Below are 19427 nucleotides of genomic sequence, written 5' to 3'. Positions count from 1 at the left end.
CATCCCCTTATGCCGTCCGCTTCGGCAGCTCGAAATAAATTTTGGTGCCTGCGCCCGGCTGGCTGTAGATTTCAACCCTCGGATCGCTTTCGTAATACAATTGAATCCGTTTGAATACGTTCGCTAGTCCAATCATCGTCCTGGAAGAGGTCTGCCTGGACACGATCGCGTTCGGGTTATTCAATTTGCGGTGAAAAAGCTCGATCATGGCAGGGTCCATGCCAACCCCGTTATCCTCTATGATGATTTTCAAGAAGGAATCGTCTACGCTGCCAAGCGTGATGCGCACCTTCTTGTTCCCGACCTTTTGTTCCAGGCCGTGAATGATGGCATTCTCGACTAAAGGCTGAATGAGAAACTTCGGCAAAATGAGATCCTCCATACCGGGCTCCACTTCAATCTCGTAAGCAAACACATTGGCAAACCGAATTTGGTAGATGGATAAATATTGATTCAGATGCGTAATTTCCTCCTGAACGGTGGCGAGACTGCCGCCGTTCAAATTATAGCGGAGCATGCTTCCGAGCGCGATGCATATAAAAGAGACCCGTTCGTCCCCGTCAACCGATGAAATGCTGTCGATCGTGCTTAACGTATTGTAGAGAAAATGAGGGTTGATCTGCGTCTGAAGCGCCTTAATCTCCGCTTCCTTTTTCAACAGCTCCGTCTCGTATACTTTGGAGATTAACGAACTGATCTCGGCGGTCATTTTGTTGAAGCTATGCTGGATGGTAGACAGCTCGTCTTTGCCTTTTACCTCGATGGTAGCCCCGAAATCGCCCATTTCCACCTGCTTCATCTTTTTGTTGAGCTCTTTCAGCGGACGGGTAACGCCCGCGGCAATCAGCGAAGCGATGAGCATGGCGGCAAGAAAGCTGATCATGGCGATCACGATTAGCGTATGGCGGAAGGAGTTTACCTTACTTAGCACTTGATCCAGCGGAATGTTGCCGATCACAATCCAGTCGCCGGCATCCAGCCGTTCATAGAAGCCGATATAGGTTTTGTTCCGGTTTTCGTAGCGGAAGTTTACGTAGTCGCTTGATCTTGGCGCCTTCTTGTAAGCCGCGAACAAGGGGCTTCCCGCAATGGACTTGCCGATGTCTTCCTTGTTCTGCGCGAAAATAATATGGCCGGAGCGGTCCGCGATATAGTACTTGCTGGCGTCGCTTTTTTGCGGTTCCGGGAAAATTTTATCCAGCACGCCGGGGTCGATATCGATCTTGATGTACCCGATCGGGTGCTGTTCATTCATCGTAATGCGTTTGAGCAGCTGAATATAGCTGACCGTTTTGACGGGCGTGACGGTTGTGCTTATGGTTGTATGCGAGACGGTCCAGAAGGGGGTGCCGTCCATTCGGAGCGCTTTATCGAACAGGTGCGCCTGCTCTTCATCCAGAAGGGATTTGACGTTTCGATTGTAATAGTAGTAGCTCGAAATTTGCTGGCCGTCCAGGCGGGTGATGGAAATGAACGAAATGAGAGGATTTTGCAGCTTATTAGAGATAATCCGGTTCCGGTAATATTGTTCATTGTCGGTATTGGGAGGACCATCGAGAAACTTCTGCAGCGAAGTATCGCTGAAATAGCTGTAGCCGATATTGGAGGCCGTCTTGAAATGAAGATCCAGCGTATCGACCGATTGCGTGGTCATCCTCTCCAGCCCTTGCAGCGTGGAGGCTTCGAGCTCGCGGCTCATCATGCGATAGTAGGAGTAGCCCATAATGATTGCGGTAAGGCCGATGACGATAAAGAAAGAGAGAATCATCTTATTGCGGAACTGCATGTTCAGGTTGAGGAAACGAGACCACATGTTCAAGCTACCTCCCAACGCATCTGTAACCGCTTACTCAGAAGGTATTCGATAGCTTTGACTATTTTCCTGTTTCTAGGAGAGTCCTGATTCCAAAGTTGCTTAAAATATTCCTAATAGGAGGTTAAGATATTGCATAGAAAGCGCTATCATTTAAGTCCTATACTGAATTTGTAAATCCGATAACCATTTGAGGGGGCGTTCGATTGAAGAAGAAGCAGCGGTTTAGAACGTGGTCCAGTCTGGCAATTGCTCTTGTCTTAATGCTAATGGTATCAGCTTGCAGTGGAGGAAATAGCAGCAACGTGACAAACGTTTCTGAAGCGACTAATGACTCTTCGAGCACGAACGCGGCGGCAAACAACGGGTCTGATAACGCGGAAGCGACGGCGGATAATACGGCTTCAAACGGCGGCACAGTCGAAATTACGGTATGGGATCAGCCGAATCCGGACGACACGATGAAATCCATCAAAGAAGAGGTTTACGCGGATTTCGAAGTGCAGCATCCCAACATTAAAGTAAAGCACGAATTGATGCCGCAGGGCACAAACGACCGTGAAGTATTCGTAACGGCGATGGCGGGCGGCAATGGCCCCGATGCTTACCATTCGGCTCACTTTCCGATTATCGCGGACTGGGTAGGCCAAGGTCTTGCGCTTGACTTGACTCCGTATTGGGACAGCTACGCGGACAAAGATAAATTCATCCCATCCTCGATGGAAGCGGGCACCATTGACGGCAAAGTGTACGGCGTTCCGCACGATATGTACGTAACGGGCTTGTTCTGGAACAAGAAGATGTTCGAAGCAGCGGGGCTTGACCGCGATACCCCTCCGGCGAACTGGGATCAGCTTGTTGAATTCGGCAAGAAGCTGGCGGATCCGGCCAAGAAGCAGTACGGCATTACTCTGCTGGGCATGGAGTGGGCGGACTGGTGGTTTGAGTACTACGTATGGCAGGCGGGCGGCGACCTGACGCATGTCAATCCGGACGGTACGGTGCAATTGGCCTTTACGGAAGAGCCTTCCGTAACCGCGCTGCAATTTTATAAAGATCTGAAGTGGAAGGATAAAATCGTGCAAAACAACGTGCTCCAGAGCTATCAGGATAACATGAACGATATTTTCCAAGGCCGCGCGGCGATGTCGAACGCAGCGTCCGGCGGATTCGGCGACTATGTCGCGCAAGGAATGGACTTGAACGACGTTGGTTTTGCGCCTTATCCGGTAGGCCCAAGCGGCAAAGGTCCGGGACAAATCGGCGGCGCTTACTGGATCATTAATCCAAAGACGACCAAAGAGAAGCAAGACGCGGCTTGGCAATACATCATGTACTTGAACTCCAAAGAGGTCGCCGAGAAATACCTTCAGTTCCAGCAGGACAACGGAATTTTCCCGAACCTGCTGTCCGTTCGCTCCGACGTTGATCCATCCCAATTCGCCCAAGACATTTCGCCTGAGCTTGTAGCGGCCGTGAACAAAGCGGCTTCCGATACGCATCTGGAATATTTCCTGAAGGAACGCTTGACTCCGTACGTCGTTAAAGCGGTTCAAAAGGCGCTTACGGACGAGAAATCCAATCCGAAGCAGCTGCTCCAGGAAGCTCAGGATGCCGCGCAAAAAGAAGTGGTAGACGCGTATAACGCATCCGTGAAGAAATAAAACGACTTGAAGGAAGGCGGAGTTGATTAGCGGGCGTAAAGCGCAAACGCCGCAAGCTGCTCCGCCTGCCATTTGGAAAGGAGGCGTCAAACGTTGAAAGCAGCCATAGAAGGCCGGAAGCCTCAGGTGCAAGCGCGGGTCAGACCCCGGATTAAGATCTCCTGGACAGCAATCGCTTTCGTATCTCCTGCCATTGTCTGTTTCCTGTTGTTCAAGTATTATCCGCTTCTTCAAGCCGTGTACATGAGCTTCTTCGATTACAAAGTCATCAACCCGCCGGGCAAATTCGTCTGGCTGGATAACTATAAGTATTTAATCCATTCCACCGAGTTCTGGAATGCATTCCGAAATACCTTTGCGTTCTTCTTTATCTACTTCATTCTCACGTTTTGGGTGCCGATTGTACAGGCGGTGCTGCTTAACGAGATCAAGTTCGCGAGCAAAACGTTAAGGTCCTTGTATTTGCTGCCGACGGCGGTGCCCGCGGTTGCCGGCTACCTGCTGTGGAAATGGCTTTACAATCCGGATTACGGCTTGTTGAACTATCTGCTCCATTTTATCGGACTTGGCCCTTACGGCTGGCTGAATGATCCTTCCATGGCGAAGTGGTCGATCGTCCTGCCGGGCGTATTCGCAACGGGAATGGGGATGCTGATCTACTATTCCGCGCTGCAGGGCATTCCGAGCGAGAATATCGAAGCGGCCAAAATCGACGGTGCCGGACCATGGCGCCGAATGCGCTCCATCGTGTTCCCAAGCCTCAAATTCGTTATCGGCATTCAATTTATTTCGTTTATTTGCGGCGTGTTCTTAACCTTCGACCCGATGTATATTATGACCGGCGGCGGCCCGGCCAGCAGCACGAAGACGCTCTCCATGCTTGTTTTTAACAGCTCGTTTAAAGAGTTCCGGTTCGGCGTGGCGGGTTCGATTTCGTTTGTCATGTTTGTCATTATTGCAGTCATTACCTATTTGCAAATCAAATTGTCGAACAAGGATTAATTGCCCCTTAAGAAATTTGGCTAAGCAGGAAGGAGCATCTCATGGCTGGACGCGGACGCATCAAGGAGAAGGGTTCATTGTCGGTAAAAATCGTCTCTTATTCGGTTGCTATATTTTTTATCCTGGCCTCCATCGTGCCGCTGTTCTGGATGGTCAGCTCATCGATGAAGGACAACATTACCATCTACAAGTTTCCGCCGACCTGGGTTCCGGAGGTGCCGAAATCAGTCAGCGTGACCCTTAATTACGACGGCACGGATCTGAAGAAGGAAGATTACGAGCTGGATGCGATGGAAGCGATCTGGTTTACCTGGAAACGCATGCAAAATGAAGCGGTTGGCGCGATGAAGATAACAGGCGTGAAGGACGGCGTAGTTGTCTACAAAGCCTCCATGCCTTCCTACAAGTTTACGGTGGGACGCTCCGAGATCGTCCCTACGATGGTCGCCACCCATGCCACGATGAAGAACAAGCTGCAGAAAATTCGGGACCGCAAGCTGACGACCTTTGACTATATGGAGGAAGGCGGCAAGTACGGCGGCGAAACGGCGATCCCCTCGGAGCTGCCGCAGCAGGCGGCCAATGCGCTCAAATGGCTGTCCGAGTCAAAAGTGGTCAAAGGCAAGGTGTTGACCATCGATGAAATAAGCGACTGGAAGCGATTGTTCGACAACTACATCGTGCTGTGGGAAATGACCGGCAGTTCGGACAGCAAATCGACTGCCGCATCATACGGCTTTCCTCACTTCTTGCTGAACAGCGTCTTTGTCACAGGCGCAACGATTATCCTACAGCTTATCATCGGCGGCACGGCTGGCTATGCGCTGGCGCATCTCATGCGAGGTACCATCAGCGGCTGGCTGACGCTTTTCTTCGTTGCGACCATCATGATTCCCGAGATTGCGATACTCGTACCGCTCTATCTGACGATGGATAAGCTGCATCTGGTCAACACCTTGTGGGGGATTATTTTGCCGCATACCGCCTGGGGAATTGTAATCTTCCTGTTCAAAGGCTTCTTCGAGCAGCTGCCGGGCGAGCTTCTGCAGGCGGGCCGGATTGACGGCGCAAGCGAGATGAAGATCTTTTATCGCATTGTTGTGCCGATGTCGGCGCCAATTTTTACGGTTGTTGCGGTCATGACGTTTATCGCGGTATGGAACGAATTTCTGTGGCCGCTTGTTGTTGCGAGAACGCAAAACGTCTGGACCTTTACGGTTGCGCTGAACGACTTCCAGCAGCGGCGAAGCCTTGGCTCCAACGTCATTATGTCAAGTCTCGTCATCGCTACGATACCGCTTATGATCATTATTACGTCCTGTCAGAAGCTGATTGAGAAAGGCGTTTCTTTCACGGGACTGAAAGGGTAGGGGATCGAATTGGAACGAAAAGTCGCTTTAGTAACGGGTTCGGGACGAGGGATCGGCAAAGGGATCGCGCATGAGTTTGCAAAAGCCGGTTACGATGTGTGCGTCAATTACAATAAAAGCGCCGAGCAGGCGCAGGAAGTTGTCCGGCAGCTGCTGGAATATGGCGTGAGGGCGGAAGCGGTCCAAGCGAACATCGCCGATCTGGACCAGATCGCGATGTTGATCGAACAGGTGGAGAGCCGATTCGGCCGGCTCGACGTGCTTGTGAACAACTCGGGCATCACGCGGATGAAGCCGTTCCTGGATACGCCTCCGGAGCTGTTCGAAGAGGTCATCAATACCGATTTGCGCGGTCTATATTTCTGTTCGCAGCATGCGGCGCGCCTGATGGTCAAACAGGGCACGCGCGGCGTCATTATCCATATCAGCTCGAATCATGCGGAAGGCAATTGGTTGAATTCGACGGTGTACGCGGCGGCGAAGGCCGGCGTGAACAAGCTGGCCAAAAATATGGCGCTGGATCTCGCGCCTCACGGCATTCGGGTCATCGGAATCGCCCCGGGCTACACGAGAAACAGCTGGACCGAAGGCGATGAACGCGTACAGAAGGCCATCGCGGATATTTCTTCCCGCATTCCGATGGGGCGGTTCTGCACGCCGGAGGAGGTTGGGGCGGCTGCCGTATTCCTTTCTTCGGACAGCGCGGGCTACGTCACGGGAACAACGCTTTACATGGATGGCGGTGCTCTTCTCCCGGTATGGGCGGAGAAAGGAAACAACGGCTAACCGGCAGCAGCCGAGTTCAACAAATAAAGGAGTCCTGATCGTGAAAATAACCGATATGAAGCTCTACCATGTCAAGCCGCGCTGGCTGTTCCTGAAGATTGAGACCGATGAAGGGATCGCCGGGTGGGGCGAGCCAATCGTAGAGGGTCGCGCATTGACGGTTGCGACGGCTATCGAAGAGCTGAAGCGCTATCTGATCGGCGAAGATCCGCTGCGCATCGAGCATCATTGGCAAATCATGTACCGCGGCACGTTCTACCGCGGCGGCCCGGTTCTCGTCAGCGCGATAAGCGGCATTGAGCAGGCGCTTTGGGATATTAAGGGTAAGTTCCATAACATGCCCGTTTATGAAATGCTGGGCGGGCGCGTCCGCGACAAGATCCGCATGTACAGCCATTGCGGCGGCGCAACGCCGGAGGAATTTGCCGCGAACGCCAAGCTGAGAGTGGCAGCCGGCTTCCAGGCCATTAAGACAGGAGTTGACGCGCCTGTCCGCAACGTGGATTCGCTTGCCTTCGTGGAGAGCCAAGTGAACAAGTTTGCGGCAGCGCGGGAGGCGGTTGGCAGCAGCGTTGATATCGCCATCGACTTCCACGGACGCGTCAGCCCGGCGATGGCGATTCGTCTGGCTGCCGCGCTGGAGCCTTATTATCCGATGTTTATCGAGGAGCCATGCCTGCCGGAAAACGTGGATCAGCTGCTGCGCGTCGCCGAATCGACGAGTATTCCGATTGCAACCGGCGAGCGCCTGTTCACGCGCTGGGGCTTCCGCGAGGCGCTCGAGAAAGGCGCCGTGGCGATCGTGCAGCCCGACCTGTGCCATGCCGGCGGCATCTTCGAAGGCCGCAAAATCGCCGCCATGGCGGAAACCTACTATGCTTCGGTCGCCCCGCATAATCCGCTTGGGCCGATCTCGCTCGCCTCTTGCTTGCAGCTTGATGCCTGCACGCCGAACTTCCTCATTCAGGAGCATCCTTCGATGGCGGAGAAGTGGGATCTGGGCGAAGGCTACTTAAGCAAGCCGTTCGAAGTCATCGACGGCCATGTCGCCATCCCGGAGGGACCGGGACTTGGCATTGAAATAAACGAAGAAGCGCTGATCGAACGCAGCTTCGGAGGCGACTGGGATACGCCGCGTCTGGCTTATGACGACGGTTCGTTCGCGGAATGGTAATAGGCTAAACACAAAAAGACGGACACAGCTTCATGCTGTGTCCGTCTTTCCGCTTATATAAGCTGCTTCCAAATGCCGTAGCCGTACCCCGGGAGCCGCAGCTGCAGCTTCCCGGCTGACGGCTTAAGCCGCTGCTCATCGCCGAGCAGCGACACCCAGCTGCCGCCGGCTGGCACGGCGGCAACCGCCTCGCGTCCTCGCGCATTCATCGCGACGAGGATGCGCTCGTCCCCTTCGCGGCGTTCGTACACGATAACGCCGCCGTCTTCGCCATCCGCTGCCTGAAGGAAGCGGATGTCCGCGCTGCGCAGCGCGGCGTGCTTGCGCCGAAGCGCAAGCGCCTGCTTATAGAAAGCGAGCAGCTCCTGATCCTGCTGCTCCGGCTCCCACATCATGCATTTCCGGCAGTCGGGATCGCCCTCGCCGTTCATGCCCACTTCATCGCCGTAATAAATGCACGGCGTGCCCGGATAGGTCAGCTGGAACAAAGCCGCCAGCTTCATCGAGTCGACTTCATCGCCGCAAATCGTCAGAAGACGCGGCGTATCATGGCTGTCCAGCAGGTTAAACGCCGTTTCCGTCACCTGCTGCGGATAAGCGGCCAGCTGCTTGCCGATCGCATCGGCGAAAGCCTTCGCCCCCATCGTCTGATGCCCGAAGAAGTCGAGCACCGCGTTCGTAAACGGATAGTTCATCACCGCGTCGAACTGGTCGCCCTCCAGCCACATCATCGCGTCGTGCCAGATCTCGCCGAGGATATACGCATCGGGATTTACGGATTTCACCGCTTGGCGGAACTCCCGCCAGAACTGGTGATCCACCTCGTTGGCCACGTCAAGCCGCCAGCCGTCGATTCCGATCTTCTCGATCCAATAGCGCGCCACATTGAATAAGTAGGCCTTCACATCCGGATTTTCCGTATTCAGCTTAGGCATCATCGGCTCGAAGGCAAACGTCTCGTAAGTAGGGATGCCGTCCTCCACCCGAAGCGGCCATTCCCGCACATGGAACCAGTTCGCATAGACGGATTTCTCGCCGTTTTTCAGCAGATCCACAAAAGGAGGGAACGTACGGCCTGCATGGTTAAATACCGCATCCAGCAGCACCCGGATTCCGCGCTTATGACATTCCTCGACCAGCTCCTTCAGCTTCTCGTTTGTGCCAAAATGACGGTCCACCTGCATATAGTTTTCGGTATCGTATTTATGGTTGGTTGTGGCTTCAAAGAGCGGGGTGAAGTAGACCGCGTTAATGCCAAGCTCGGCCAGATAATCCAGATGGTCCAGCACGCCTTGCAGGTCTCCGCCGAAGAAGTTCGTTGGCCTTGGCGTGCCGCCCCAGGCTTCCGTTAGCTCCGGGTTCAACGAAGGATCGCCGTTTGCAAAGCGTTCCGGGAAGATCTGATAAAACACCGCGTCCTTCACCCATGCCGGAGGAGAGAACACATCCACCGGATTAATATATGGGAAGTCGAAAAACGTATTCGGATTATCCGGCAGCTCGGCCGGGAAGCCGCTTTCCGTCATATAGACCGTCTCGTCGTCGGCATTGGCACCGGTCAGGCGAAACGCATAACGAAGCCGGCGGAAGGGAGGCTCTATGGAAGCTTCCCAGTAATCAAAAAGCGCATCCGAGGAGAGCACGCTCATCTGGGCAACGGTAAACGTTCCGGCCCAGTTGTATTTATCTCCCGCAATGAGCTCCACGCTCCGGGCATCGTTCTTTTTCGTGCGGATCCGGATATGCAGGGTGGTATGGTTATAAGCGTAAGCCCAGTTTTGCTTCGGCCTGTGATAGATCGCTTCCAGCAGCATAAGGGTAAGATCACTCCAATCGGATAATGGGTAGAAAACAGAAAAAGGCACAACCTGCTAATTATAAAAATCAGCGAGGTTGTACCTTTATAGGTAGCATTGCCTTTAAATTGTCGTTCGAACTTCCCCATTATACTATGAACCGTCCGAACGAGCCACAAGCAATCCTGAATTTATAAAATCTTAAGCATGCACCGCGTCATGGCTTTGCGCTTCCAGGAAGCGTTCCGCATCCAGAGCTGCCATACAGCCGCTGCCTGCCGCCGTGATCGCTTGACGGTATTGACGGTCTTGTACGTCGCCGCATGCGAATACCCCAGGAATGTTAGTCTCCGAAGTACCAGGCTTCACGATGATGTAGCCTTGCTCGTCGGTGTCGATTTGGCCGCCGAGGAATTTCGTGTTAGGCGTATGGCCGATCGTGATAAACACGCCGTCCGCTTCCACGAATTCTTCTTCGCCGGTTGCGTTGTTGCGTACTTTCAGACCTTTCAGGCCCATTTCGCCGGGAACGATCTCAAGCGGAGTTTTGTTCAGGTTCCAGCTGATTTTTTCGTTCGCGCGTGCGCGGTCCTGCATGATTTTCGAAGCGCGGAGCTCATCGCGACGGTTAACAACCGTTACTTCGGATGCAAAGCGAGTCAGGAACACCGCTTCTTCCATAGCGGAGTCGCCGCCGCCAACGATGATCAGCTTTTTGTTGCGGAAGAAGAAGCCGTCGCAAGTTGCGCAAGTGCTGACGCCGCGTCCGATGTTTTCTTGCTCGCCCGGAATGCCGAGGTATTTCGCGGAAGCGCCTGTCGAGATAATGACGGATTCGGCTTGAATCTCGCCGATGCCTTCAACGTCAAGCGTATAAGGACGTTTGCTGAAGTCGACGCTTTTTACGGAGCCGTTGCGGAAGGATGCGCCGAAACGCTGCGCTTGCTTGCGCATGTTGGACATCAATTCGCTGCCGAGAATGCCTTCAGGGAAGCCCGGGAAGTTCTCGATTTCCGTTGTAGTCGTCAACTGACCGCCTGGCTGCCAGCCTTCGATAACGAGAGGCTCCATATTTGCGCGCGCCAGATAGATCGCCGCCGTTAATCCGGCAGGGCCGGTACCGATAATGACTGTTTTGTACATGAAGAATTCCTCCACTCATCTATATGTTGTTGGTATATGTCGCAATTTCTAGTTTAAAATTATTACAATCTGTAAACTTTGTCAACACAGTTCATCTTATTTTCATCTAGATGTATTATTGTAGAAAGATAGTGTACAGGAGGTGCTCCATTATGCCGAAAATACTCGTCGTGGACGACGATCCCAATATAAGAGAGCTGGTCAGCTTGTTTTTGCGCAGAGAAGGTTATGAAGTGATTGAAGCGATCAACGGGGAAGACGCTTTAACCCGCTTGGAGGCGGTTAAGCCCGATCTCGCGGTGATTGACGTGATGATGCCAAAAATGGACGGCTGGGCTTTATGCTCGGCTTTGCGCGAGTCGTTCGACATGCCGCTCTTGATGCTGACGGCCAAGGGCGAGACGGCTCATAAGGTAAAAGGCTTTGAGCTTGGCGCCGATGATTACGTGGTGAAGCCCTTTGATCCGCCGGAGCTGATCGTCAGGGTCAAGGCGCTGCTCAAGCGTTACCGCATTGCTTCCTCGCAGGTAGTGGAGCTGGGCGGGCTGTCGATGAACCGCTCGGATTTCCATCTTGCCGCGAACGGCGAGAAGATTCTGCTGCCGCCGAAGGAATTCGAGCTGCTCTTCAAGCTGGCAAGCTATCCGGGCAAAACCTTCACGAGGGAGCATCTGATCGAGCAGCTGTGGGGGATGAACTACGAAGGGGACGAGCGCACGGTTGATGTACATATTAAGCGTCTTCGCGAGCGGTTTCCGGAGGAGGATTTTGGCTTCCGCATCGTGACGATCCGCGGCCTTGGCTATCGATTGGAGGAGCGGGCATGATCCGCAGCTTGTATGTAAGAATAGCGGTGACTTTTCTGGTCATCGTATTAGTAAGTATTAGTATTGCCTACTATACGGCGAACCAGCTGTTCAAGCGGGATCTGCAGGGGCAGAACGGCCTGGAGGAAATGATGATTACCCGGCTGGAGCGGTTGTACAACGATTCGTCTCCGCGGTCCTTGCCGATGTTCCTCGAGCAGGTCTCAAGCCTTCAGGAGATGTCGATCGTTGCGGTCAACCGGAACGGGCTTGTTATTCAAGTCGGGCGGACAAGCCGGGCGATCGTGAACCATTTGACTTACAAGACGGTCGAGAACATTTTTGGAGGCAAAACGGAACGGGTAAACTTCGCGGACGAGCATCAGAGCGGGCCGCCTTCGCCTCCGGCATACGGCCGCCTGGCTCAATTCGGCAATACGGAATGGGCTGTGTTTATTACTCCGGATCATGTCCGGCAGGTCCGAAGCTTCCAGCGGAATACGTTCACCATTCTGATTACGCTGCTGGTCGTCGGCTGTATCCTGATTCTGTTCGCCGCCCGTTATCTGGTGAAGCCGCTCAAAATGATGACGGCCGCCACCACCCGTATAGCCAAAGGCGACTTTGGCGTACAGCTTCCGATGTCGCATAAGAACGAGCTGGGGGAGCTTGCGGACAGCATTAACAAGATGGCGCATAGCTTGTCACAGCTGGAGACGATGCGGCGCGATTTCGTATCCAACGTATCGCATGAAATCCAATCGCCGCTCACCTCGATCGGCGGTTTTGCCGAAGCGCTGCGAAGCGAGGATTTGACGGAAGGGGACCGGAATCGTTATGTTGGTATTATTAAGCAGGAGAGCAGCCGTCTATCCAGGTTAAGCGAAAATCTGCTGAAGCTGGCGTCACTCGATTCCGAGCATCATCCGTACAAGCCGGTCACCTACCGGCTGGACAGGCAGCTTCGCGACGTCGTTTTGTCCTGCGAGCCGACCTGGCTTGCGAAGCGGCTGACGGTAGAGCTATTAATGGAAGAGACCGTGATTAAAGCCGACGAGGATCAATTGAGCCAGGTATGGATCAACCTGCTTGCCAACAGCATTAAATTTACGCCCGAGGAAGGGAAAATCTCGTTCCAGCTCTCGGAGAAAAACGGCTATGCCGTCGTCCGGATCTCCGATACGGGCAGCGGAATACCGGAGGAGGAACGGGACCGGGTATTCGAACGGTTTTACAAAATCGATCCGTCGAGGGACCGTTCCGAGGGCGGAAGCGGGCTTGGCTTATCTATTGTGAAGAAGATTATCGATATTCATGGCGGAATGATCGAGATCGAGGATGCGGAGCAAGGGGCGGTATTTGTCGTCCGGCTGCCGCTCAATCCCGACCCGCCAATGTGAAACAAGAAAGGGTGACGGCCATGTTTCATGAGAAGAAGAGGCAGCAGGTACGCAAAGCCATTATTCCCGCAGGGGGACTAGGTACGCGCTTCCTGCCCGCAACCAAGGCGCAGCCGAAGGAAATGCTTCCGATTATCGATAAGCCGGCTATTCAATATATTGTGGAAGAAGCGGTGCAGTCCGGCATCGACAGCATCATTATCGTCAGCGGGCGGCATAAGCGGGCGATCGAGGATCATTTCGACAAGTCTTACGAGCTGGAGAAGGAACTCGAGGAACGCGGCAACGAAGAGATGCTCGCCATTGTCCGCGACATCTCGCACCTGGCCGATATCTATTACGTCCGCCAGAAGGAGCCGCTTGGGCTTGGACATGCCGTTTTGTGCGCGCGGCGTTTTATCGGGGATGAGCCGTTTGCGGTGCTGCTTGGCGATGATATCCTTCGTTCCGAGCCGCCATGCCTGCAGCAGATGATCCATCAGTACGAGGAGACGGGCTCCTCGGTTGTCGCCTTGATGGAGGTGCCTTGGAATCAGACGCATAAATACGGCATTGCCGCTTTTGATAATGCCGACCCTTCCCATAACCGCATTCTTGACCTGATCGAAAAGCCTGCGCCGGGGCAGGCGCCATCCAATTGGGCGGTTGTCGGGCGGTATGTGCTGGACCCGGCAATCTTCGAGATGCTGGAGCATGCTAGGCCCGGCAAGGCAGGAGAAATTCAGCTGACGGACAGCCTTCAGCAGCTGAATCATTTCGCTCCGATTCTGGCGCATCGGTTCACGGGCAAACGCCATGACGTGGGCGATAAGCTGGGCTTCGTGAAAGCAACGATTGATTTCGCGCTGGAGCGGGAGGATCTGTCGGAGGAAGTGCGCAAATATTTGCGCGAGCGCCTCGACTGATGAATAGAAAAGCACGCTGCTGTGAAGGGGGAAGCCTCTGCGCGGCGGCGTTTTTTTATTAATACTAAGATAACTTTGCCTAATTAACGGCCTGATTTGAGCCAAAGCTTGTGTCGGGAAGAGCGCTTTTGGCCTCCCCGCTTGAGGCGATTTTGCCTACATTGGATTTGCTCCATTAAAATTAGCCATTTAAGCTACTTCGCATGTTCTATAGTGGAATTCCTCCAACGTAGAGCGCTTAGAGAGAGGAAACTGGCTTCTAAAGCTCATTTGTACTGCATGAAATCCAATGTACGAAGACAAAAACGTATTACCGGGCAATTATACTGTATATTTTCCAGTGCAACGTGAATTTTTGTCGCAAAAAAAACAAAGCCCTCAAACCGAGAGCTTTGCCGGATCTTTCATTTATTTACTGCGCTGCCGTCTCATCCAACGCCGTTTCCGTAATCGGATTGCGTCTGATTTTTACTTCCTGGAACGTAATTTTATTATCGAGAATATAGTCCGGGATGTTGCGGTGTTTATGCGATTCGCGGAACGCTTCGCTTTTGGTCCACGCCTGGAAAGCGTCCTTGGATGTCCAGCGGGTAACAACGGCTACCTCGTCATACTCTTTCAGATTTTGCGTCCACAATACCTCGAGTCCGAGGAAGCCCTCCATCTGCTCAACCTTGCCAATCCGGTCAAAACGCTCAACAAGCTTGTCACCGCTGCCTTTTACGATCTGCGATGTGTTCGTTACAATAATCATCGTTTGTTCCTCCTCGTTTTGTTTTCGAACCGGAATAATAATGGGGTAATGGCCGTCGAAGCTGACCTTTGCCTCCAGTTCATACACTTCTCTCATGAATCCTTTAGATAATACGGTCTTAGGCTCGCCGGCCGAATGAATCTCGCCGTCCTTCATCGCAATCAGATGATCGCAATAAGCGGCAGCCTGCTGCAGGTCATGCAGCACCATAACAATCGTTGTCTGCTGCTGACGGTTAAGACTGACAAGCGCTTCAAGCACTTCGAGCTGATGCGCGATATCGAGATAAGTCGTTGGTTCGTCCAGCAGAAGCAGGCCGGTCTTCTGGGCGAGCGCCATGGCGATCCGGGCTTTCTGCTGCTCCCCTCCGGAGAGGGTGGCAAACATGCGGTCGTCATGCCGTCTGATTCTCATCAGGCGCATCGCCCATTCGATCACGTCGTGATCTTCCTTGGAGAGCTTCCGCGAGAACATGGATCGGTGAGGAGACCGGCCGTATTCGATTAATTCCCGGACCGTGACATTGGGCATAAACTCCTTGGACTGCGGGAGCATGGAGACCGCCTTGGCGAAATCCGCCCTGGAGTAATGCTCGGCAGGCTTGCCTAATATCGTAATGCTGCCCTCGTCGGGAGGAGACAGTCCGGTAATAAGAGAGAGAAGGGTGGATTTGCCGGAACCGTTTGGTCCCACGATAGCGGTTATTTTCCCCTTCGGAATGATGGCATTGACGTTCGAAAGCTTGAACATGCCCCGCTCCAGCGTCAGTCCTATTGTCTCTGCTGCTGTCATCGCCAATTGCTCCTTTTCCTAAGCAGATATAAGAAAAACGGTGCCCCAAGGCAAGCCAGCAAAATGCCGACGGGCAGTTCGACGGGATCGAACACCGTCCGGGCGGCCGTATCCGCCAGCGCGACAAGCGCAGCGCCGCCAAGAATGGATGCCGGCATCAGGTAGCGGTAATCGTCGCCGATCATCAGTCTTATCGCATGCGGGACAATCAGGCCAACAAAGCCGATCAGCCCGGCAACGCTGACGGCCGTTCCCGCCAGCAGGGAGGCGAGAAGAATAAGTAGCATGCGCTGCGTTTCTACCTTTTGTCCAAGCAGCTTGGCGGAATCATCCCCGAGCATAAGCAGATTGACGGGCTTGATGGCCCGGAAGGACAATAGAAGACCTGCCGCCGCATAAGGCAGCATGAAGGAGAGATGATGCCAGCTTCTGCCGTTAAGTCCGCCGGACAGCCAAGGCAGCACGGCTTGAATGCGGTCGCTGTACATGACCATCACGCCGTTCATGACAGCGCCGATCAACGCGTTTAAGGCAATGCCGGCGAGTACGATTTTGCCCGGGGAAGCGCCTTTATCCCATGACAGCGTGTAGATGATAACCGACGATAGTAAGGCGCCAAGGAATGCTGCCGCCGGCAAGAGATAGCTGAACTGCGGCAGCAGAACCATCGTGATAACGGCTGCCAGGCCAGCGCCGGAGGATACGCCGATCACGCCGGGATCGGCAAGCGGATTTCGCATGACGCCCTGCAGGATAGCGCCGGACGCGGCAAGACAAGCGCCGGTTAATAATCCGATCAGTACGCGGGGCAGCCGGAGATCGAAGACGATCGTATCCTGCGGAGAGTTGCCCCGGGTCGTTAAGGCATGCCAAATGTCTTCAAGCGCGACAGGCACGGAGCCCGCCATAAGGCCTAGCAGCAGGCTTGCGATAACGAGAACAGGCGCGAAGGAGAGAACGAGTTTTCGGCGTTTGGTACGTTGCTTGATATTCATGATTTTCCCTTTCAGCTTGCGGACAATTGATTGCGCATGAGTGTCAAAGCTTCCATGACCCTGGTTCCCGGATTGGTGCCGAACAGATCATTGGGAAGAATCTCGACATGACCTTGCTTTACCGCGTCTACATGGTTCCAAGCCGCGTTGTCCGCCATTTCCTTCAAGAAGCTTTCCTTTACCTGCTCCGCATTCCCATGCGTCATGATAAATATGTATTGCGGATTCGCCTGTACGATCCGTTCATTGCTAAGCTGCGCGTATTGCGGGTAGCTTTGCAGGCGGGGATAGTCAGCAGCGATGTTTACGCCTCCGGCGAGTTCAAGAATGTTGCCGCCAAGCGAAGACGGAAGGGCGGCCATAAACGTCCCGGGAGCTCCGTAGACGAGCAGCACTTTAGGGCTGTTTGCCGCAACGGCTGCCTTATACTCGGCGAGCTGGCCGTTGATTTGGTCCACGAGCTCGCTTGCCCGGTCCTCTTGTTGAAGAAGCTTGCCGAACAATTCGATTTGCAACGTAATTTCCTCCACGGAATTAGCGCTCGTAAGCAGCATCTTGGAGCCGATGCTCTCGATGGTCGGGATATCCTTCGTGTTCATTGGACTGTTGCCAAGCACAATATCCGGATGCAGCAGCGTAATTTTCTCGAGATCGACCTCATGCGCGGTCCCGATCTGCTTCACCTCGCTTAAGGCTTCCAGACTTTGAGGTAGCTCGGAGGTAGGGCGACCAACCAGGTTGCCGCCAAGCGTGTAGATAATATCGGCTTCACCGTTGCCAAGCGCAACAATTCGTTCCGGGACATGGTTAAAGCTTAGGCTTCTTCCGGTGAAGTCCTTGATCGCGATTTTACTGCCTGCTTCAGCGGGCGACGATGTATTGCCGCAAGCGCAACAGCTTATAACGATAATGGCTACAGTGGCTGCTAATAGCGATAAGCGATTACGCATGATTGCCCTCCTTTATGGGTAAAAATGGCCAAGTAATCAAGAACGATTCTCAGTTTGACAATAATGATATTCATTCTCACTTAAAACGTCAATAGTTTTTCAGGAATTTTTTAGATAAAAATTTTCAGTGATAAAAAATAAAAATAAATGAACTGAATTTCATATTTATGGTTGACGTTCTCAATTAAACTGTGATAATTTTCTCATTGAGTTTACATGAGGTCTGGCATGCGAGGGAGAACGATACGGGTGTTTTATGCGCCCGATGTACTTCTTCATGCCCGGAATCCTTATTATACAAGGATTAGGGTTGCTTATAGCCCCAACTTTTATTATCAGTTAGGAAGGAGGGTGTAGATCCCTATTTTTTTTGATCTTTATTGAGAATGATAATCAATAAAGTAATGCCTTAATTTTTTATATAATTATTTTTTCTTGTATCCATTATTTTAAAGTAAATAAATGTAATTAAGTAAAATAATTTTGGAGGTTTCAGTGAAAAGAATAATAGGGAGAATGGGCGCGTGGATCCTCTCGTTATTGGTCATCATCGCCTGTATTCCAGCTTACGCAGCCGCCGCAGCCTCATTGGAAGCCGGAAGCTACTCGGCCGATTACGTGGTGCTCAGAGCCGAGGATGATTCCGCATCGATTGCCAACGATTATTGGGAGAAGCCAGCGACCGTCACGATTGCTGGCAGCGCCAAGACGGTTCGGATGACCATTAATCACAGCAAGTGGGTGAAAGAGTTCAGCGTTCCGTCAGGAAGCGGATCCTACTCCGCCGTGAAAGTGGTGGGCACGGATGAAGCCGCGGACAAAAGAACGGTTGAGTTCCGGGCGGATGATCTCTCGAAGCCTATTTCCGCCAAGATCCACGTGACGGTTGAGGATATCGGATACGACCATAAATACACGATCCGCTTCTCTTTTGATGCGAACAGCTTCAAGTTGATTAAAGCGGCGGAGAAGCCTGCGGAAAAACCGACGGAGACGCCGAAGGAAATACCGAAGGAAACGCAGGCAGCAGATAAGGGCACAAGCACCGGCACGGCAAAGCCATCCGGCAGCAAGGAGCAGTCGCTTTCCCCGGCTTCAACGGTGAAGCCAGCCTCCACGGAGGAGAAGGGGGCAAGCGGCGCAGTGGCTACCGGTTCCGGCGACGGTAAAGGAAGCCCGGAAGCGGTTGGCGCTTCCGCTGCTCAGGAGCCGTCAGCAGCACCGGCAGCCGACGTGATTAGTCCGGAGGCGAGCGAGTCTCCAAGCACGCCAGCAGATTCAGCCGGGGCGGAGGAACCGGGGGCAGCGGAAGCGAGCGAGCCGGGCAGCGATGACGCAACAGCCGCGGGAATCGCGGACGATGCCGATGCAGTAACGGCTTCCGCCCCGCTGGCAGAGGAAGCTTTGCAGCCGGCAGGCGACAACGGCCGGAATTTGAAAGGCATATATATTCTGGCTGGCGTTATTATAGCCGGGGCAGTGATGTTCATCGTCCAACGGCGCAAGCGTTCGACCAGACCATAAAAAAGGTTTTTGAACTTATTCATTTTTACATAAGGAGAGGTTGTCGGAAATGTTGGAGAGTGTTCTGCAAAAGAAAACAAAACAAAAGATATCCATAATGATGATTATCGCATTAGTTCTGGCCTTATTTTCAGGTTTTTCTAAAGCTGCTTATGCGGCTGAGGATGTACAGCTTACCGATGTTACTCTAAATTACGTAAAACTTTCGGATAAAACCGTTTCTTACGATGCAACGGTTGGAACCAATTATTACGACGCCAAAACGTATGAGGTTGATGGCCAAAAGTATTTGCGCGTAAGCGTTTTGAGCGCCGGCATCAATCTGCAGCTTGTCATCGATGGCGTTACGCCTATCGAGGTATCTTCGATTTACAATGCGGAAAATGCCGTTATCGGTCATGTCTATGATTATGCGATTGCAAGCTTTACCGATCCAATCGTTGGCAAGATCACCTATCAAGCTGGCCCGCAGCAAGGCAACCACCCTATGTATATTATTATCAATCAGGATGCGAAGGCTGAAACAAGAGCGGCTCTGAAAGCGAAGCTTGCT

At 53.0% G+C, this 19427-nt stretch carries 16 protein-coding genes; 10 read left to right on the top strand and 6 right to left on the bottom strand.

Annotation, left to right across the window (positions count from 1 at the left end; translation table 11 throughout):
• Positions 1-7: 7 nt before the first annotated feature.
• Positions 8-1813 carry a cache domain-containing sensor histidine kinase gene (locus PGL01S_RS28555; protein WP_127498760.1) on the bottom strand — a complete coding sequence of 602 codons (1806 nt, stop codon included), beginning with the start codon at positions 1811-1813 and terminating at the stop codon, positions 8-10.
• Positions 1814-2019: 206 nt separating this feature from the next.
• Between PGL01S_RS28555 and PGL01S_RS28550 the strand changes: the two genes are divergently transcribed.
• The 5 genes from PGL01S_RS28550 to dgoD all read left to right on the top strand — a co-directional run bounded on the left by PGL01S_RS28550 (position 2020) and on the right by dgoD (position 7809).
• Positions 2020-3477: a sugar ABC transporter substrate-binding protein gene (locus tag PGL01S_RS28550; RefSeq protein WP_127498758.1), complete on the top strand. Its 1458-nt coding sequence runs from the start codon at positions 2020-2022 to the stop codon at positions 3475-3477.
• 93 nt (positions 3478-3570) lie between these two features.
• Positions 3571-4479, top strand: coding sequence for a carbohydrate ABC transporter permease (locus PGL01S_RS28545; RefSeq protein ID WP_127498756.1), 909 nt, complete (start codon positions 3571-3573; stop codon positions 4477-4479).
• A 41-nt stretch (positions 4480-4520) separates the two neighbouring features.
• A complete protein-coding gene (locus PGL01S_RS28540; protein WP_127498754.1) occupies positions 4521-5849 on the top strand; it encodes a carbohydrate ABC transporter permease in 1329 nt (442 codons plus the stop codon).
• Between the two features lie 9 nt (positions 5850-5858).
• Positions 5859-6635 (top strand): SDR family NAD(P)-dependent oxidoreductase, encoded by a 777-nt coding sequence (locus tag PGL01S_RS28535; RefSeq protein ID WP_164775620.1) that lies wholly within the window; start codon positions 5859-5861, stop codon positions 6633-6635.
• Positions 6636-6675: 40 nt separating this feature from the next.
• Positions 6676-7809, top strand: a complete 1134-nt coding sequence (dgoD, locus tag PGL01S_RS28530; protein WP_127498749.1) for a galactonate dehydratase — start codon at positions 6676-6678, stop codon at positions 7807-7809.
• A 53-nt stretch (positions 7810-7862) separates the two neighbouring features.
• Here dgoD and PGL01S_RS28525 read toward each other — a convergent pair whose 3' ends face one another.
• Positions 7863-9623: an alpha-glycosidase gene (locus PGL01S_RS28525; protein WP_127498747.1), complete on the bottom strand. Its 1761-nt coding sequence runs from the start codon at positions 9621-9623 to the stop codon at positions 7863-7865.
• 183 nt (positions 9624-9806) lie between these two features.
• The gene (gene trxB, locus PGL01S_RS28520) at positions 9807-10748 is read right to left on the bottom strand and encodes a thioredoxin-disulfide reductase (protein WP_116394066.1); all 942 of its coding nucleotides are present in this window, start codon (positions 10746-10748) and stop codon (positions 9807-9809) included.
• 152 nt (positions 10749-10900) lie between these two features.
• On the opposite strand from trxB, the gene PGL01S_RS28515 reads away from it, so the two are divergent.
• Genes PGL01S_RS28515 through galU form a run of 3 tightly spaced genes read left to right on the top strand, consistent with a single transcriptional unit; the run spans position 10901 to position 13859 of the window.
• Entirely contained in the window at positions 10901-11575 is a 675-nt protein-coding gene (locus PGL01S_RS28515) for a response regulator transcription factor (RefSeq protein ID WP_127498745.1), read from the top strand.
• Complete coding sequence (locus PGL01S_RS28510) at positions 11572-12954, top strand: HAMP domain-containing sensor histidine kinase (RefSeq protein WP_127498742.1); 1383 nt, start codon at positions 11572-11574, stop codon at positions 12952-12954. Before PGL01S_RS28515 ends, PGL01S_RS28510 begins: the two co-directional genes overlap by 4 nt.
• 20 nt (positions 12955-12974) lie before the next feature.
• Complete coding sequence (galU, locus tag PGL01S_RS28505; protein WP_127498740.1) at positions 12975-13859, top strand: UTP--glucose-1-phosphate uridylyltransferase GalU; 885 nt, start codon at positions 12975-12977, stop codon at positions 13857-13859.
• A gap of 412 nt (positions 13860-14271) precedes the next feature.
• Here the strand turns inward: galU and isdG are convergent, their stop codons facing one another.
• The 3 genes from isdG to PGL01S_RS28490 are packed head-to-tail and all read right to left on the bottom strand — an operon-like array spanning position 14272 to position 17350.
• Positions 14272-15405 (bottom strand): heme oxygenase, encoded by a 1134-nt coding sequence (isdG, locus tag PGL01S_RS31515; RefSeq protein WP_127498738.1) that lies wholly within the window; start codon positions 15403-15405, stop codon positions 14272-14274.
• Entirely contained in the window at positions 15402-16400 is a 999-nt protein-coding gene (locus tag PGL01S_RS28495; RefSeq protein ID WP_127498736.1) for a FecCD family ABC transporter permease, read from the bottom strand. The genes isdG and PGL01S_RS28495 overlap by 4 nt, the downstream gene beginning before the upstream one ends.
• 11 nt (positions 16401-16411) lie before the next feature.
• The gene (locus tag PGL01S_RS28490) at positions 16412-17350 is read right to left on the bottom strand and encodes an ABC transporter substrate-binding protein (protein ID WP_127498734.1); all 939 of its coding nucleotides are present in this window, start codon (positions 17348-17350) and stop codon (positions 16412-16414) included.
• A 495-nt stretch (positions 17351-17845) separates the two neighbouring features.
• Here PGL01S_RS28490 and isdC point away from each other — a divergent pair, with 495 nt between their 5' ends.
• Together isdC and PGL01S_RS28480 are read left to right on the top strand one after the other, a co-directional pair.
• Complete coding sequence (gene isdC / locus PGL01S_RS28485; RefSeq protein ID WP_127498732.1) at positions 17846-18874, top strand: heme uptake protein IsdC; 1029 nt, start codon at positions 17846-17848, stop codon at positions 18872-18874.
• Between the two features lie 49 nt (positions 18875-18923).
• On the top strand, positions 18924-19427 hold a 504-nt coding region (locus PGL01S_RS28480; protein WP_164775619.1), incomplete at its 3' end, for a hypothetical protein.

Source organism: Paenibacillus glycanilyticus NBRC 16618 (assembly GCF_004000805.1).
Lineage (GTDB): Bacteria > Bacillota > Bacilli > Paenibacillales > Paenibacillaceae > Pristimantibacillus > Pristimantibacillus glycanilyticus.
This window is presented reverse-complemented; position numbering and strand designations above follow the sequence as displayed.